The 15,000-nt window shown below is 67.4% G+C and carries 14 protein-coding genes; 11 read left to right on the top strand and 3 right to left on the bottom strand.

Features of this window, described 5'->3' with window-relative positions; genetic code table 11:
- The first annotated feature begins 18 nt into the window (after window positions 1-18).
- Window positions 19-936, top strand: a complete 918-nt coding sequence (locus CLU86_RS19310; protein WP_099742767.1) for a hypothetical protein — start codon at window positions 19-21, stop codon at window positions 934-936.
- Between the two features lie 239 nt (window positions 937-1,175).
- Here the strand turns inward: CLU86_RS19310 and CLU86_RS19305 are convergent, their stop codons facing one another.
- Entirely contained in the window at window positions 1,176-2,216 is a 1,041-nt protein-coding gene (locus CLU86_RS19305) for a helix-turn-helix transcriptional regulator (protein ID WP_233195121.1), read from the bottom strand.
- Window positions 2,217-2,404: 188 nt separating this feature from the next.
- On the opposite strand from CLU86_RS19305, the gene CLU86_RS19300 reads away from it, so the two are divergent.
- The 6 genes from CLU86_RS19300 (at window position 2,405) to CLU86_RS19275 (ending at window position 8,199) form a co-directional block, all read left to right on the top strand.
- Window positions 2,405-3,556 carry an ABC transporter substrate-binding protein gene (locus tag CLU86_RS19300; protein ID WP_099742766.1) on the top strand — a complete coding sequence of 384 codons (1,152 nt, stop codon included), beginning with the start codon at window positions 2,405-2,407 and terminating at the stop codon, window positions 3,554-3,556.
- The gene (locus CLU86_RS19295) at window positions 3,556-4,521 is read left to right on the top strand and encodes an alpha/beta hydrolase (RefSeq protein WP_099742765.1); all 966 of its coding nucleotides are present in this window, start codon (window positions 3,556-3,558) and stop codon (window positions 4,519-4,521) included. Before CLU86_RS19300 ends, CLU86_RS19295 begins: the two co-directional genes overlap by 1 nt.
- A gap of 20 nt (window positions 4,522-4,541) precedes the next feature.
- The gene (locus tag CLU86_RS19290) at window positions 4,542-5,657 is read left to right on the top strand and encodes an iron ABC transporter permease (RefSeq protein ID WP_099742764.1); all 1,116 of its coding nucleotides are present in this window, start codon (window positions 4,542-4,544) and stop codon (window positions 5,655-5,657) included.
- Between the two features lie 37 nt (window positions 5,658-5,694).
- The gene (locus CLU86_RS19285; protein WP_099742763.1) at window positions 5,695-6,486 is read left to right on the top strand and encodes an ABC transporter ATP-binding protein; all 792 of its coding nucleotides are present in this window, start codon (window positions 5,695-5,697) and stop codon (window positions 6,484-6,486) included.
- 49 nt (window positions 6,487-6,535) lie between these two features.
- A complete protein-coding gene (locus CLU86_RS19280) occupies window positions 6,536-6,832 on the top strand; it encodes a DUF2218 domain-containing protein (RefSeq protein ID WP_099742762.1) in 297 nt (98 codons plus the stop codon).
- A 290-nt stretch (window positions 6,833-7,122) separates the two neighbouring features.
- The gene (locus CLU86_RS19275) at window positions 7,123-8,199 is read left to right on the top strand and encodes a diguanylate cyclase (protein WP_099742761.1); all 1,077 of its coding nucleotides are present in this window, start codon (window positions 7,123-7,125) and stop codon (window positions 8,197-8,199) included.
- A gap of 18 nt (window positions 8,200-8,217) precedes the next feature.
- Here the strand turns inward: CLU86_RS19275 and CLU86_RS19270 are convergent, their stop codons facing one another.
- Window positions 8,218-9,081: a M48 family metallopeptidase gene (locus CLU86_RS19270; protein ID WP_099742760.1), complete on the bottom strand. Its 864-nt coding sequence runs from the start codon at window positions 9,079-9,081 to the stop codon at window positions 8,218-8,220.
- Between the two features lie 33 nt (window positions 9,082-9,114).
- Between CLU86_RS19270 and CLU86_RS19265 the strand changes: the two genes are divergently transcribed.
- From CLU86_RS19265 to CLU86_RS19255, 3 genes are all read left to right on the top strand, one after another.
- Window positions 9,115-10,488, top strand: a complete 1,374-nt coding sequence (locus CLU86_RS19265; RefSeq protein WP_099742759.1) for an AmpG family muropeptide MFS transporter — start codon at window positions 9,115-9,117, stop codon at window positions 10,486-10,488.
- A gap of 167 nt (window positions 10,489-10,655) precedes the next feature.
- Window positions 10,656-11,375, top strand: a complete 720-nt coding sequence (locus CLU86_RS19260) for a response regulator transcription factor (protein ID WP_099743714.1) — start codon at window positions 10,656-10,658, stop codon at window positions 11,373-11,375.
- Window positions 11,376-11,383: 8 nt separating this feature from the next.
- On the top strand, window positions 11,384-12,697 hold the full coding sequence (locus CLU86_RS19255) for an ATP-binding protein (RefSeq protein WP_099742758.1): 1,314 nt from the start codon (window positions 11,384-11,386) through the stop codon (window positions 12,695-12,697).
- Window positions 12,698-12,702: 5 nt separating this feature from the next.
- Here the strand turns inward: CLU86_RS19255 and CLU86_RS19250 are convergent, their stop codons facing one another.
- Window positions 12,703-13,959, bottom strand: a complete 1,257-nt coding sequence (locus tag CLU86_RS19250) for a YbfB/YjiJ family MFS transporter (RefSeq protein WP_099743713.1) — start codon at window positions 13,957-13,959, stop codon at window positions 12,703-12,705.
- Window positions 13,960-14,071: 112 nt separating this feature from the next.
- On the opposite strand from CLU86_RS19250, the gene CLU86_RS19245 reads away from it, so the two are divergent.
- Window positions 14,072-14,998 (top strand): LysR family transcriptional regulator, encoded by a 927-nt coding sequence (locus CLU86_RS19245; protein WP_099742757.1) that lies wholly within the window; start codon window positions 14,072-14,074, stop codon window positions 14,996-14,998.
- Window positions 14,999-15,000 lie beyond the last annotated feature (2 nt).

The following is a 15,000-nucleotide window of genomic DNA, read 5'->3' as shown; positions in this document are numbered from 1 at the left end:
AACTCAAATTGCCGGTGTATGAAATTCGACGAACTTACAAATGTCTACCTGCCGATAGTTAATCCTCTAATTGCCGCTGCCAACGGCACGGCCTATCAGGCCCTATTCCTTGAGCCGAATGTTGCGGGCATTGGTCCTGATACACCTATCGAGTTTCTCTATGAATTGCGATCGGTGTATTTGTGGGGGATTCTCGAGAGAAGCCATCTGACGTGCATGACATATCTTGCCAGAGCATCGCAATGGCTGAGTGCAGCCTCCATGGCCATGCGCGAAGATAGCTTGCTCGGGTTTGCAAGCGGCCTGCGAGGTCACCTCGAATCAGCGGCGGACGCATTTGACGTCTTACAGCACCTTCCGAATACGCTCTCTAAGTCGATGCGATATGCCTTCTTGGCTCTCGAGCATCCCGCGGACCTAGGACCAGCCTTTGTAAACTTCGGTCCACTTGAAGATGCATTGATTCACTATGCATACGCCCGAGGTAAGACAGCTCCGCAAGTTCCTCCGGAACACAAGAAAAAGAGTAGCTGGACCTATAACGATCAACTCACGAAGTTCGGCGTCCCGGGTGTGCATCAACTCTATGAAACGCTGTGTGAGCTTGTTCATCCAGCAGCACCATCGGTTCTATGCTTCCTTGATGAGGAGCGTGGATCGCTTGTTTTCAATGCAAATCGCGACCAAGAACTCATCGCCGATATAGCGTCGAAGTATGAGGACACCATTCAGCAGATGACTCAATACACACTGAATTCGGCGTTGATCTCCTTATCGTTGCTTCAACGACTGAACCGCTCTTGGGTGGCAGCTACTGACGAACAGATGAACGGTGTTGGCAACGTCGCGGTTACGCTCGCCGCTTTTGATCGGTTCGCTGTTAACTACCAGGCAGGCCAAGTTGATCGGATGGAAATTTTCAAAGAGCTCAGCTAGCACTTTGCCGCGAGCTTGGTGAACGTCAGGCCGACAGTACAGCAGTCTCTTGGATCATCAGCCGAAATGACCACTGCCAGCCTGCAGCGGACCTCCACACTGTCTCACACATCTGTGCCACATCAGGCGTTTGGTGAGTCGCCAGAGGCATCTGTCTAAGGCTTTCTCCGCGAAAGATCGCCCGCCGCGCTCAGTTTGGCTGCCCCAGACTTGGTTGGCAAGGAACTCTCTGACCGGCTTCACAGCCTTGCCCGCGCCAGCTTTGGCGGCATGCCGAAGCGGCGGCGGTAGGCGGTAGCAAAGTTGGCGGCGCTGTTGTAGCCCGCCAGCAGTGCGGCCTGGCCTACGGTCAGGCCGTCTTGCTCTAGCGAGCGGCGAGCGCGCTGCAAGCGGTTCTCGCGCACAAAGTCGAACACCGTGGTGCCATACACCGCCCGAAAATGCCGTTGCAAGGTGGTGGCGTTGGTGCCCGCCTGGCGGGCCAGGTCGTCCAGCGATGCGTCCATGGCTTCGTCGCGCTGCAGGTAGGCGTGCAGCGCCTGGATGCGGCGGTGCTCTTGCGGCAGCAAGCGCAGCGCCGCATCGGGCGGGGCGGGCGCAGGCACCGGCGCGGGGGCTGGGCCCGGGGCATGTTGGGCCAGGCTGGCCAGTGCTTCGCCCACCAACTCCAGGGCGCGGCTTTCCAGGTACAGGTGCAGCAGCGGCGCGCTCATGTCGGGCGCGCGGGTGATTTGCTCGGCCAGCGCGGTGATGCGCGTTGATGGTTGCCAGTGGTGCATGGCCAGATGCTGGCGGCGAAATGCGTCCACAGCCGCCATGCCAGGGGCCGACGCGCTGGCCAATTGCTCCAGCCACTCGGCCCCCACGCCCACGCTCACCCGCCGGGCATAGGCGCCGCGCCGGGCACGGCGCTCAAAGCGCTCGGGCTGGGCCACCGACACCATGAGTGCGCGCGGCACCACGGCACTGCGCCCGCCACCAGCGCGTGCGCGCCCTGGCACGCCATCGCACGAGGTCAGCGCCACGCGGCGCGGGCCATAGCTCACGTCCACCATGCCCTCCAGCAGCACCACGATGCGCAGCCCGGCATCCAGCTCACCGCTGGCCGTGAAGTCTTGCGCGTCCACGCGGTCATCGGCATGCATGTGCAGGCCGGGGCGCAGCACGCGCAAACGCGCCAGGTGGCTGCGCAGCGCCTCCTGCATCGCATCCGACGCAGGCGCAGACGACGTCACATGCAAGGGGCTGACGGCGGCGGCAGGAAAGGGGCAGGCAGACATGGGCAAGCGGGTAAGGAAGCAGGCGCTGGCGACGGCCCTGCAGATACAGCAAAGGTATTCGTTGCTGGCGCAAACACGGCCAGCCAGCGGCCATGGAATGCTAGCAACATTGGATAATAAATACAAATGATTCTCAATAAATAGACGATTTCAGAGATTTTTACGTCCCTTCTCCAGCGCTTCTATCCATGCATTTCTTGACCCGACTGGCCGCCCGCGCGGGCGCGGCCTGCGCCGCCGCGCTGCTGTGGTGCACCCCGGCCCTCTCTGCCCCACCGGCGTCCATCACCGTTACCGACCTGGCGGGCCGCACGGTCACGGTGCCCGCGCAGGTGGACCGCATCCTGCTGGGCGAGGGCCGCCTGCTGCCCGCCCTGGCCATCCTGGAGCAGAACGAGCTGCCGCGCCGCCTGGTAGGCATGATGGGCGACTTCGAAAGCCTGGACGCACCCGGCTACCAGCAGTGGCGCCAGCGCTTTCCACAACTGGACAAAGTGACCCACGTGGGCCGCAACAGCAGCGGCAGCTTCAGCGACGAGCAGGCCATCGCCCTGCGCCCGCAAGTCGCCATCCTGGGCCTGGGCAGCGGCCACGGCCCCAGCCAGAGTCACCGCGAAACGCTGGCCCGACTCGAAGCTGCTGGCGTGGCTGTGGTGTTCATCGACTTCCGCCACGACCCCTTGCGCAACACACCGCGCAGCCTGGAGCTGCTGGGCCAGGTGCTGGGCAAGCGCAAGGAGGCAGATGCCTTCGTGGCCACCTGGAAGGCCGAGCTCGAACGCGTGCAGTCGCGCCTACGCACGCTGCCCGCAGGCACGGCGGCCCCCACCGTGTTCCTGGAAAACCGCGTGGGCCTGGCCGATGAATGCTGCGCCACCATGGTGGGGCTGGTGGGCATGCTGCTGGACGCAGCGGGCGGCAAGAACGTGGCCAAGGGGCTGATCCCCGGCGAGCACGGCACGCTCAACCCCGAGCTGCTGCTGGCCCAGCAGCCACGCATCTACATCGGCACCGGCATTGGCAACATGGGCGATGCGCAAAAGGGTGCGCAGCGCATTGTGCTGGGCGCCGACGCCACGCCCGAGGCCGCCCGCCAGTCGCTGGCCCGGGCCAACCAGCGGCGCGGCATCAACGCGCTGCAGGCGGTACAGCAGGGCCGGGCCTACGCCATCTGGCACCACTACTACAACTCGCCCTTTAACGTGGTGGCCGTGCAGGTAATGGCCAAGTGGCTCTACCCCGAGTTGTTTGCCGACCTGGACCCACAGGCCACGCTGAAGGCGTTGTACGCGCGCCACCAGCCCATCCCGCTGCAGGGCGTGTACTGGACGGGCCTGTGATGCCATCCCCCATGCCTCGCCGCACGGCCCTGGCCGCAACGGCCGCCTCCGGCCTGTGGCTGGCGGGCTGCGCGGGCCCCACACATCGGGCTGCAACCCAGGGCGCTGAACAGGCCGCCCACCTACCCGGCGCCACCCAGCGCGACTGGACCGATCCCGCGAGCGGCCTGACCTGGCGCGTGTGGGTGCAAGCCCCGCAAGGCCCACAAGGCCCTGTGCCCGCCACTGGCCACCCGGTGCTGTATGTACTGGACGGCAACGCCTGCTTTGCCATGGCTGCGCAGCTGGCGCGCAACAGCGCAGGCCGCCCCGCCGATATGCGTGGGAACCAGAGCAGCGCTGTGGTGGTGGGGATTGGCCACCCCGGCGATGCCCCCTACGACCAGCCCGCACGCCAGCGCGACTACACCCCGCCCGCCGCAGGCCAGAGCCCCACGCCGCAGGCCGGTGGGGCCGACCGGTTGCTGGACTTCATTACGCACCAGGTGCAGCCGCATCTGGCCCAGCGCTTTGCCATCGACCCGCAGCGGCAAACCCTGTTCGGTCATTCGTTTGGCGGGCTGCTGGTGCTGCATGCGCTGTTCACGCGGCCACAGCAGTTCACCCGCTATGCAGCCGCCAGCCCCTCGGTGTGGTGGAACCAGGGGCAGGTGATGCAAACCGCGCAGGCCTTTGCGCAGCGCCACACGCCGCCACCGCGTGCCTTCCAGGCGCAGTTGCAACTGCGCCTGGGCGCGCTGGAGCGGGCCGAGGCCGCACCCAACGCGGCCCGCGCTGCCGTGCTGCAAGAGCGGCGCATGTGGGAGCGCATCCACCAGCTGACCGATGCCCTCGCCGAACTGCACTGGTCCGAGCTGCAAGTGCAACTGGGCGTGCTGCCCGGGCTGGACCACGGCGCTGTGATGGCCCCCGCACTCATCGACGCCCTGGCACTGGCCCAGTCGCCCCGTGGGTTCCTTTTGTGACGTTGATCCCCTCTGTTTGAATGACCTTTTCCGCCCGCCAGCCCGTACTGCCTGCCGCGCAGCCGCTGCCCGCCCGCCCCGCCATACCGCCCGAATCCCGCGCTTCGCTGCACCAGCGTTACCGCAGCCTGGTGCGCCTGCGCTGCTGGCTTTTGGCTGCGTTGGCCGCCGTGCTGGCCACCAGCGTGGCGGTTGATGTGGCGCTGGGCCCGTCCACGTTTGCTTTGGCCGATGTGCTGCGCGGCCTGTGGGCGCCGCAAAGCCTGCCCGCCGTACAGCAGGTGATCCTGTGGGAGGTGCGCCTGCCCTATGCGGTAATGGCCGTGCTGGTGGGTGCCAGCCTGGGCCTGGCCGGGGGCGAGATGCAGACCGCACTGAACAACCCGCTGGCCAGCCCCTTCACCCTGGGGGTGTCGGCCGCCGCGGCCGTGGGGGCATCGGGTGCGGTGGTGGGCGGGCTGAGCCTGATCGCATGGGGCGAGAACATGGCCGTGCCGCTGTGCGCCTTTGCCGGGGCGGCCTGCGCCACGGGCCTCATTCAGTGGCTGGCCTGGCGCCAGGGTGCGAGTGTGGAGACGGTGGTGCTGTTCGGCATTGCGCTGCTGTTCAGCTTTGAGGCCCTGCTGTGGCTGCTGCAGTACGTGGCCGATAGCAATGCGCTGCAGCAAATCGTGTTCTGGAGCATGGGCAGCCTGGGTCGGGCCACCTGGGTCAAGATCGCCATCGTGGGCAGCGTGCTGGCGCTGTGCCTGCTGTGGTCGGCCCGCCAGGCCTGGGCGCTGACGGCGCTGCGTGCGGGCGAGGACCAGGCCCGCAGCTTTGGTGTGCCGGTGGAGCGCCTGCGCATGCTGACGCTGCTGCGCGTGAGCCTGCTGGCCGCCACGGCCCTGTCGTTCGTGGGCACCATCGGCTTTGTGGGCCTGGTAGGCCCCCATATGGCCCGCATGCTGCTGGGCGAGGACCACCGTTACTACCTGCCCGGCAGCGCGCTGGCCGGGGCGCTCATGCTGTCGCTGGCGTCCATCCTTAGCAAGGCGCTGATTCCCGGCGTGGTGCTGCCCATCGGCATCATCACCGCGCTGGTGGGCGTGCCGCTGTTCATGGCGCTGGTGCTGCGCCAGCGGAGAACCGTATGAAGCCCCCTAAGGGCGCACAACGCCATGAAGGCTTGATATGACAACAGGCCTGAGCATCAACCAACTCACCGCCGGTTACACAGGCCGCCCGGTGCTGCACGGCGTGGACCTGCCCGCCGTGCCCCCCGGCACCCTGGTGGCCGTGGTGGGGCCCAACGCGGTGGGCAAATCCACCCTGCTCAAGGCCATTGCCGGGCTACGGCCCATGCAGGGGCGGATCACGCTGGACGGCATGGCCCTGGCCACCTTGCCCCCGCGCGAGCGGCTACGCACCGTGGGCTACCTGCCGCAGGCGCTGCCACAAAGCTCGTCGCTGATGGCCTACGAGGCCTGGCACAGCGCCCTGCGTGCCAGCCGGGACGCCTGGAGCGCCGCCCAGCGCGAGGCCGCCATCGAAGCCGTGGTGGCCGAGCTGGGCTTGCAGGCGCTGGCACTGCGGCGGCTGGATGAACTCTCGGGCGGGCAGCGGCAAATGGTGGGGCTGGCCCAGGTGCTGGTGCGCGCGCCGCGCCTGCTGCTGCTGGACGAGCCCACCAGCGCGCTCGACTTGCGCTGGCAGCTGCAGGTGCTGCAAGCCGTGCGCCAGCGCGTGCAGCAGCAAGGCAGTGTGGGCCTGGTGGCCGTGCACGACCTGAACCTGGCCCTGCGGTTTTGCCAACGCGTGCTGGTGCTGGGCGGGGGCACCGTGCGGGCCCAGGGCGACCCGGCCCAGGTGCTCACACCCGATCTGCTGCGCCAGGCCTACGGCGTGCAGGCCCGCGTAGAGCGTTGCAGCCAGGGCCACCTGCTGGTGCTGGCGGACGCCGCGCTGCCAGTGGATGCGGGCTGACCGCCAGCACCCACACCCTGGCTTTTCTGCAACGACACCCCCACCCACCATGCTGCGACGACAAGGCCATGTGCCCACCCCCGAAGCCAGCCGCTACTTGCAGCGCCTGTGCTACCACTTCACCCGCAAGATCACGGTGTACTACGACACCCATCGGGGCGAGGCCCACTTTCCCTGGGGCCTGTGCGTGCTGCAGGCTGACGACGCCGCGTTGCACTTTGACTGCACCGCCGCCGACGCCGAGCTGCTGGCCCGTGTGCAGTTCGCCATCGACGCGCATGTGGAGCTGTTCTCGCGCAAGAGCCCTGTGCCAGTGCTGTGGCAGCCTGTGCAGGAGGCGGGCTAGGCAAACGCCGTACTCTTTAAACCAAATACGCCTCTAGCGCTTTCTGGAAGAGCGCTAACAGCTATAAAATCAATAGCAAATATCAGACAGCAAGCTCCCGACGCCCATCCCCCAGGGTCTTACTGCCGCGCCCAGACAGGCCACTGGCGAGAACTGGCGGGTTTACCCCGGCCTGTTTGGGGCGACTGGCAGGCGCCGCAGTGGTTACGATGTATCACTTTGTAAACCACTCACCCCCATTGCTTTGGCCTGCACTGCAGGCGCTGACAGCCCACTGCCCGCCCTGATCCATGCCAACGCAGCCCCACAAGCCTCCCCGCCCCATTGCCCCGCGCGGCTCCAGCCTGGCGGGCAAGGCCTACTGGGCCATGGTGCAGCGGGTGGCGCTGACGGCGGCATGCATTGACCTGGGCTACATCGGCCTGTTCCTGTGGTTGGGCTCGGTGCCGCTGGCGCTGGTGAACCTGGGCAGCATTGCGCTGTACCTGGGGGCGTATGCGCTCATCCAGCGGCGGCGCAATGTGCCGGGGCTGGTGCTGATCTGGGCCGAGGTCATCGGCCACTCGGCCCTGGGGTCGCTGCTGATTGGCTGGGACAGCGGCTTTCACTACTACCTGCTGCTGTTCGTCCCGGCCATCGTGATTGCCAACGCGGGGCGGTATGCGGTGCCGATTGTGGTGGCGCTGCTGGCGTATTACGTGGGCCTGCGGGCGCTGTGCGACCACCTGGGTCCGCTCGACCCGCTGCAGGGCCATGGCATGCAAATCGTCAACTGGATCCACATCTGCATTGCGTTTGCCCTGTCGGCCGCGCTGGCGGGGTACTACCGCCGCACCATCCTGATTGCCGAGGGCCGCTTACTCAAGCAGGCCACGCTGGACGGGCTCACGGGCCTGTACAACCGCAGCCACTTCCAGACCCAGGCGCAGCACGCGTTGGCCCTGTGCCAGCGCACGCGCGAGCCGGTGGCGCTGCTGCTTTGCGATGTGGACCATTTCAAGCAGGTGAACGACACCCACGGCCATGCGGTGGGCGACCAGGTGCTGCAAGCGGTGGCCCAGATCATGAGCCGCAACCTGCGCGAAGGCGATTTGCTGGCCCGCTGGGGCGGTGAGGAGTTTTTAACGCTGATGCCGTGCAGCACCGCTGGCGCAGCGCAAGAGGTGGCAGATCGCATTCGCCAGGCGGTGCAGGCCACCACGCTGGAGCTAGGCGAAGGCAGCGCGCCGCTGCAGGTAACGCTGTCGTTTGGGGTGACCCAGGTGCAGGGCACCCAGGACCTGAAAGCGGCCACCGCCCGCGCCGACCGGGCTTTGTATGCCAGCAAGCGCGCCGGGCGCAACTGCGTGAGCGTGGACTTGGGCTGAGGGCCTTGGAACAGGTTCTTAGCCCGGCTTGTTCGCAGCCTGGTACAGCCCCTGCACCTTGGGCACGTTTTGCTGCAGCTCGCGGATGCGGTCCGGCCCCGAGGGGTGCGTGGACAAGAACGCCAGCCCCGCCTGCTGGCTGCCCGAGGCCTTGCCCATCTTTTGCCACAGGCTCACGGCAGCGTCGGGTTGGTAGCCCGCGCGGGCGGCCAGCTCCAGCCCGACCAAGTCGGCATCGGTTTCATCAGAGCGGCTGAACTTGAGCGTAAGCAGCTGCGCGCCCAAGCCCGCTGCGGCGTTGCCCAGGTCACCCAGGCCCAGCAGCTGTGCGCCCAAGCGCACGCCCAGGTTGGTGGCCTGCGTCTTGGCCAGCCGTTCGCGGGCATGCTCGCGCAGGGCATGGGCCATTTCGTGGCCCATGATCATGGCGGCTTCGTCGTCGCTGAGCTGCAGTTTGTCGAGAATGCCGGTGTAGAAGGCAATTTTGCCGCCGGGCATGCAAAAGGCGTTGATCTGCTGGCTGCCGATCAGGTTCACCTCCCAGCGCCACTGGCGCGAGCGGTCGTTCCAGGGCATGGCAAACGGAATGAGGCGCTTGGCAATGGCATGCAGGCGCTGCAGCTGGGGGTGTTCTGGCGGCGCCAGGGCGCGCTTGGCGCGGGCCTGCTCCAGCATCTGCTGGTATTGCTGCGCGGCCGAGCGCTCCAGCGTTTCGGCGGGCACCAGCTTGCGCAGGGTGGAGGCCGATCCCACGTCCACCTGGGCCAGGGCGGGCACGGCCGCTGCACTGCCCGCCGCCAGCAAGAAGGCGCGGCGCGCCGACCAGGGGGACGACGGCGCCACAGGGGCAGAACCAAAGGGGGTGGGGCACAAAAAGCACATGCAGGAATAATAGACAAAAACCCGCACCCACCCATGTCAGACGCCACCCCTCCCGCTTCCAGCACCACCCCATCCGCACAACCCGCCCCACCACGCCCCAGCTGGCTGCAAACCCTGCGCGTGTACCTGGAGCCCGCCAGCCTGCGCATGCTGACGCTGGGGTTTTCTGCGGGGCTGCCGCTATTACTGGTGTTGGGCACGCTGAGCTTTCGGCTGCGCGAGGCGGGCATTGACCGCAGCACCATTGGCTACCTGAGCTGGGTGGGCCTGGCCTATGGCTTCAAGTGGGTATGGGCGCCGCTGGTAGACCGGCTACCGATTCCGCTGCTGACCCGCTGGCTGGGGCGGCGGCGCAGTTGGTTGCTGCTGTCGCAGTGCCTGGTCGTTGGCGGGCTGGTGGGCATGGCCGTGTGCGACCCGCGCGATGCACTGGGCCCCATCGTGTGGTGCGCGCTGGCCGTGGCCTTTGGCTCGGCCACGCAGGACATTGCGCTCGATGCCTTTCGCATTGAATCGGCCGACGCCAACCACCAGGCGGCGCTGGCCGCGTCGTACCAGACGGGCTACCGGCTGGCCATGATCTGGGCGGGCGCCGGGGTGCTGTGGATTGCCGACCGCTCGGAAGTGCTGCCCGCACTGGGCCAGGCCGCCAGCTACCAGAACCACGCCTGGATGATGGCCTACCTGGTGATGGCGGTGTCGATGGTGGTGGGCATGGTGACGGTGCTGTTCTCCAGCGAGCCCGCCCGCGTGCAACTGCCCCCCGCCAAAAACCTGGCCGTGTGGCTGCAAGGCGCGGTGGTGGAGCCATTTGCCGACTTCTTGCGCCGCTATGGCTGGCATGCGGCGCTCATCCTGGCGCTCATCGCCATCTACCGCATCAGCGACGTGGTCATGGGCATCATGGCCAACCCGTTTTACGTGGACATGGGCTACACCAAGGCCGAAGTTGCCACCGTCACCAAAATCTACGGCGTGGTGATGACGCTGCTGGGCGCCTTTGTGGGCGGGGTGCTGTCGATGCGTTTTGGGGTGATGCGCATCCTGATGCTGGGGGCCATTCTCAGCGCCGCCAGCAATTTGTTGTTTGCCTGGCTGGCCGGGCATGGGCATGACGTGACAGCGCTGATTGCGGTGGTCTCGGCCGACAACCTGGCGGGCGGCGTGGCCTCGGCCGCGTTCATCGCCTACCTCTCCAGCCTGACCAACGTGAGCTACTCGGCCACGCAGTACGCGCTGTTCAGCTCCATGATGCTGCTGCTGCCCAAGTTTCTGGCGGGCTTCTCGGGCGACTTTGTCAACGCCTATGGCTATGCGCAGTTCTTCAAATCCACCGCTCTGCTGGGGCTACCGGTGCTGCTGCTGGTGTGGCTGGCATCCAGCATAAAAACGGCACCTAGCGCTTGATACAAAAGCGCTAGCAGCTATGATTTATATAGCAAATATTTGCCAAACCGCCACGGGCATTTACGGCAGCTTTACACAAGCGACAAGCGCACTGCACGCCTGCGGGGCACGATAGAGTGAGCTGGCGCGCCTGGGCGCGTGCCGCAGACCACCACTACACTGAATCCATGAGCTCGCAACTGCTGATGATCGAAGACGACACCCGCCTCGCAGAGATGGTGGGTGAGTACCTGGGCCAGTCGGGCCTGCATGTGACGCACCGGGCCGATGGCAAAAGCGGCCTGGCCCAGTTGCAGGGCCCCGAGGCAGGCGCCCTGCCCGACCTGGTCATCCTGGACCTGATGCTGCCCGACATGGACGGGCTGGAGGTCTGCCGCCGCATCCGCTCGCTGCAGGGCTCTGCCGCACAGGTGCCGGTGCTGATGCTCACCGCCAAGGGCGACCCGATGGACCGCATCATCGGTCTGGAGCTGGGCGCCGACGACTATCTGCCCAAGCCGTTTGAGCCCCGCGAGCTGCTGGCGCGCATCCGCGCCATCTTGCGCCGCCGCACCGACGGTGGTGCCGCAGCCGCCACGCAGGCGCTGCGCTTTGGCTCGCTGGAGATCGATCGCGACTCGCGCACCGTCACCGTGGGAGGGCAAGTGGCCGACCTGACCTCGTACCAGTTCGACCTGCTGGTGGCCCTGGCCGAACGCGCAGGCCGCGTGCTGACGCGCGACCAGATCATGGAAGCCGTGCGCGGCCGCGAGCTGGATGCGTTTGACCGCTCCATCGACGTGCACATGGGTCGCATCCGCGCCGCCATCGAGCAAGACGCCAAGAACCCCCGCCGCATCCTCACCGTGCGCGGCGTGGGCTATGTGTTTGCCAAACAGCAGGACTGAGCCCCGCCGTGAAGCTCTCTAACCCGTTTGCCCAGCGCCTGTCCCTGCGCATCTGGCTGGCCGTGGTGGCCGGCATGGCCGTGCTGACGCTGGCCGTGGGCTGGGCCTGGCGGGTGGCGGTGGAAGAAGGCAACATGGCGCAGCCCGCACCGCACGGACGGGAGTTGCTGCTGCGCAGCGCCGACGGGCAGACCGTGATGCGCGGCTATGCGGTGCGCGAGCCCGGCCCGCCGGGTGAAGGCATCGACTTCCGCATTGAAACGGACAACGGCGAGAAGTTCACCCTGGAGCTGGGACCCAAGCCCCCGCGTGAAGACCGGCGAGGCGAGCGCGCCGATGAACGCGGCGGCGAGCGGCGGCGCGCCGTGGGCCCGCCCGGCCCACCAGGTGGCCCACCCGGAGGGGCAGACCGCGCCTTCTGGCTGCGCCCCCCGTTTGGCTTCGTCTGGATGCTGGCCATCATGGGCCTGGCGGCCGCGCTGGGCGTGTACCCCGTCATCCGCCGCCTGACCCTGCGGCTGGAGGCCTTGCAGCGCAGCGTGAAAAAGTTTGGCGAAGGCGACCTGTCAGTGCGCGTGCCCGAGACCGGGCAAGACGAGGTGGCCGACCTGGCCCGTCAGTTCAATGCGGCGGCCGCACGGGTCGAGACCCTGGTCAAGTCGCACAAGTCGCTGCTGGCCAATGCCTCGCATGAGTTGCGCTCACCCCTCACCCGCATCCGCATGGGGCTGGAGCTGATGGGGGGCGACCAGCCCTCGCCCGCCTTCCGCGCAGAAATCTTGCGCAACATTGCCGAGCTGGACCAGCTGGTGGACGAAATCCTGCTGGCCAGCCGCCTGGACGCCCGCGAGGCCGATGTGGGCACCGTGGAAGAGGTGGACCTGATCGGCCTGGCCGCCGAGGAATGCGCCCGCGTGGACGCCGACCTGGACGTGAGCGCCGTGCCCGAGGGGCTGGAGGCGCACGGCATCTCCAAACTGCTGCGCCGCGCCATCCGCAACCTGCTGGAGAACGCCCGCCGCTACAGCACGGGCGAGATCACCGTGGTGGTGCAACGCGCCGGCGGCATGGCCGAAGTGCGCGTGTGCGACCGGGGCCCCGGTGTGCCACCTGCGCAGCGCGAACGCATCTTCGAGCCGTTTTACCGCCTGCCCGGCGCCAGCGAACGCTCGGGCGGCGTGGGCCTGGGGCTGGCACTGGTGCGGTCGATTGCCGGGCGCCACAACGGCACCGTGCACTGCGAAGACCACGCAGGCGGCGGTGCCTGCTTTGTGCTGCGGCTGCCGCTGGCGCAGCCCGTTGCCGGGCCTCACACGCCATAGTGAGTTCAAAGGCCAGGGGGCTTCAAGGGCCAGCGCCACACCATGGCGGCATACAGCACCGCCCCCAGCACCAGTGCCCCGGCAGCGGCCCCCAGCCCCTGCGCAAACCCTTGCCCCTGCGTAGCGGCGCCGTGCAGCAGCCACGCCACCATGGGTGGGCCTGCAATCTGCCCCACGCCATAAGCAGCCGTCAGCAGGCCGGTAAAGCTGTCCCCCGCCGCAGGCCACACCCGGCGTGCCTCTTGCAGGGCATAAAAGGTGATGGCCGTGAAGGGCAGCCCCAGCAGCCAGCTGCCCAGCGCAAACCCTGCGGCGCCGGGCCACACCAGGGTCAAGGCAATGGCGGCTGCCTGCATCACATAGGCTCCCAACAGCAGCCAGCGCCTGTCCCACCGCGCGGGAGTGCGTGTCGATAGCGCCGCGCCCATGGCGACACCCGCGCCAAACAGCGGCCAGAACAAATCAGGCCAAGGCGAACCTGCAGGTAAGGCAGAGCGCGCAATCACCGGCAAAAACGTGGCCGTGACGATGTACCCCAGCCCCGCCAACCCGTAGGCCAGCGTGAGCAGGCTGCGGGCCGCCACCCCCAGCCCGGCGGGCGCAGCCAAAGGGGCCTGCGTGCTGGCCGCGTTGGGCTGGGGCAAGCCCTGCAGCACCGGCCACACCAAGGCGCACAGCCCCACGCACAGCAGGCCAAACACAGCCCAGCCCGCCGCTGCGGGCCAGTGCCAGGCCACCATGGCGCTGGCCGACAAGCCCGTGAGCGCAATGCCCAGCCCCGGCCCACAAAAAATGAAGCCCCCGAGCGCGGGCTGCCCCAGCGCCACCAAGCGCAACATGCACCAGGCCGAGACGTTCAAAAACACCAGGGCGCTGGCCACCCCTGCGGCAAAGCGCAGCGCAGGCCAAGCCCACGGCCAAGGCAAGGCCATGCCCAGCGTCAACACCACCGTGGCCAGTAACCCCCAGCGCGCCAGCCGCGCCGCATGCCAGCGCTGGCGCGCACGCGGCGCCACCCACGGGAAGGCCATGCAGGCCAGCGCCCCCAGCAGGTAGCCCACATAGTTGGCCGTGGCCAACCAGCTGCCACCGGCCAGCGACACGACCCCGTCGTGCAGCATCATGGGCAGCAGCGGGGTAAAGGCAAAGCGGCCAATGCCCATGGCCGCCGCCAGCGCTGCCATGCCCGCCAGGGCCACGGTGTAGGGGCGGTCAAACAGGGCGACGGAGGCAGACGAAGAGGCCGAGGCAGAAGAGGACATGAGGGCAGGTTCCAGGCCACCAGAGAGCGCCTGCTGAGCAGTGGCGGCCACCTGGCGTATTATTCTGAATTGAGATTTATTTTTTATAAATCATCTCACAAAGAGAATATTCATGGACCTTGCTGCACTGGAAATCTTTCGCGCCGTCGCCGCCGAAGGCAGCGTGACCCGGGCGGCCGAGCGGCTGGGCCGCGTGCAGTCCAACGTGACCACGCGCGTTCAGCAACTGGAGGAGCAACTGGGCGCTCTGCTGTTTTTGCGCGAAGGGCGGCGCATGCTGCTGACGCCTGCGGGTGAATCGCTGCGCGGCTATGCCGACCGCCTGCTGGCGCTGGCCGAAGAGGCCCGCCAGGCGGTGCACCCCACCCACCCCAGCGGACGCCTGCGCCTGGGCGCCATGGAAAGCACCGCCGCAGCACGCCTGCCGCAGCCCCTGGCACGGCTGCACGCGCAGTGGCCCGAGGTGGAGCTGGAGCTGACCACCGGCGCCTCCGCCCCCCTGGCAGAGCAGGTGCTGGCCCACACCCTGGACGCTGCCCTGGTAGCCTGGCCTTTGCAGGGGCTGGCGCCCGATGCCCCGCTGGAACGCACCACGGTGTACCAGGAGTCTTTGCTGTTGGCCCTGCCCGCCGACCACCCGCCAGTGCACAGCCCGGCCGATCTGCAGTTGCACACGCTGGCAGCCTTCGGCACCGGCTGCACCTACCGCCACCTGGGCGAGGCCTGGATGCAGCAGGCCCCTGGCAAGGCCCAATCCATAGGCACAGGCAAGCCCCCCAAGGTGCTCGAGCTGGCGTCGTACCACGCCATCCTGGCCTGCGTGGCCGCAGGCCGCTGCGCGGGCGTAGTGCCCCAGGCCGTGTGGGACCTGATGCGTGATCCCCCCGCACTGCGCCTGGTGCCGCTGCAGCACTGCGATACCGTGCTGGTGCGCCGGCGCGGCTACCAGTCGCCCGCGCTCGACGCCCTGCTGGACACCTTGTTCAGCCTGCGTCAAGGCCATGGCCCCGCCGTGCCCACCTGGATTTCCCCGACCTGAAA

The sequence above is a fragment of the Acidovorax sp. 62 genome (assembly GCF_002754495.1).
Taxonomy (GTDB): domain Bacteria; phylum Pseudomonadota; class Gammaproteobacteria; order Burkholderiales; family Burkholderiaceae_C; genus Acidovorax.
The sequence above is the reverse complement of the archived record's forward strand: the minus strand, read 5'-3'. Positions and strand labels throughout refer to the sequence as shown.

Coding starts and splice junctions, on each gene's coding strand:
- CLU86_RS19245 (WP_099742757.1), top strand. CDS start 14,072: ATGGACCTTGCTGCACTGGAAATCTTTCGCGCCGTCGCCGCCGAAGGC.
- CLU86_RS19270 (WP_099742760.1), bottom strand. CDS start 9,081: ATGTGCTTTTTGTGCCCCACCCCCTTTGGTTCTGCCCCTGTGGCGCCG.
- CLU86_RS19305 (WP_233195121.1), bottom strand. CDS start 2,216: ATGTCTGCCTGCCCCTTTCCTGCCGCCGCCGTCAGCCCCTTGCATGTG.
- CLU86_RS19310 (WP_099742767.1), top strand. CDS start 19: ATGAAATTCGACGAACTTACAAATGTCTACCTGCCGATAGTTAATCCT.
- CLU86_RS19265 (WP_099742759.1), top strand. CDS start 9,115: ATGTCAGACGCCACCCCTCCCGCTTCCAGCACCACCCCATCCGCACAA.
- CLU86_RS19290 (WP_099742764.1), top strand. CDS start 4,542: ATGACCTTTTCCGCCCGCCAGCCCGTACTGCCTGCCGCGCAGCCGCTG.
- CLU86_RS19300 (WP_099742766.1), top strand. CDS start 2,405: ATGCATTTCTTGACCCGACTGGCCGCCCGCGCGGGCGCGGCCTGCGCC.
- CLU86_RS19285 (WP_099742763.1), top strand. CDS start 5,695: ATGACAACAGGCCTGAGCATCAACCAACTCACCGCCGGTTACACAGGC.
- CLU86_RS19295 (WP_099742765.1), top strand. CDS start 3,556: ATGCCATCCCCCATGCCTCGCCGCACGGCCCTGGCCGCAACGGCCGCC.
- CLU86_RS19275 (WP_099742761.1), top strand. CDS start 7,123: ATGCCAACGCAGCCCCACAAGCCTCCCCGCCCCATTGCCCCGCGCGGC.
- CLU86_RS19280 (WP_099742762.1), top strand. CDS start 6,536: ATGCTGCGACGACAAGGCCATGTGCCCACCCCCGAAGCCAGCCGCTAC.
- CLU86_RS19260 (WP_099743714.1), top strand. CDS start 10,656: ATGAGCTCGCAACTGCTGATGATCGAAGACGACACCCGCCTCGCAGAG.
- CLU86_RS19250 (WP_099743713.1), bottom strand. CDS start 13,959: ATGTCCTCTTCTGCCTCGGCCTCTTCGTCTGCCTCCGTCGCCCTGTTT.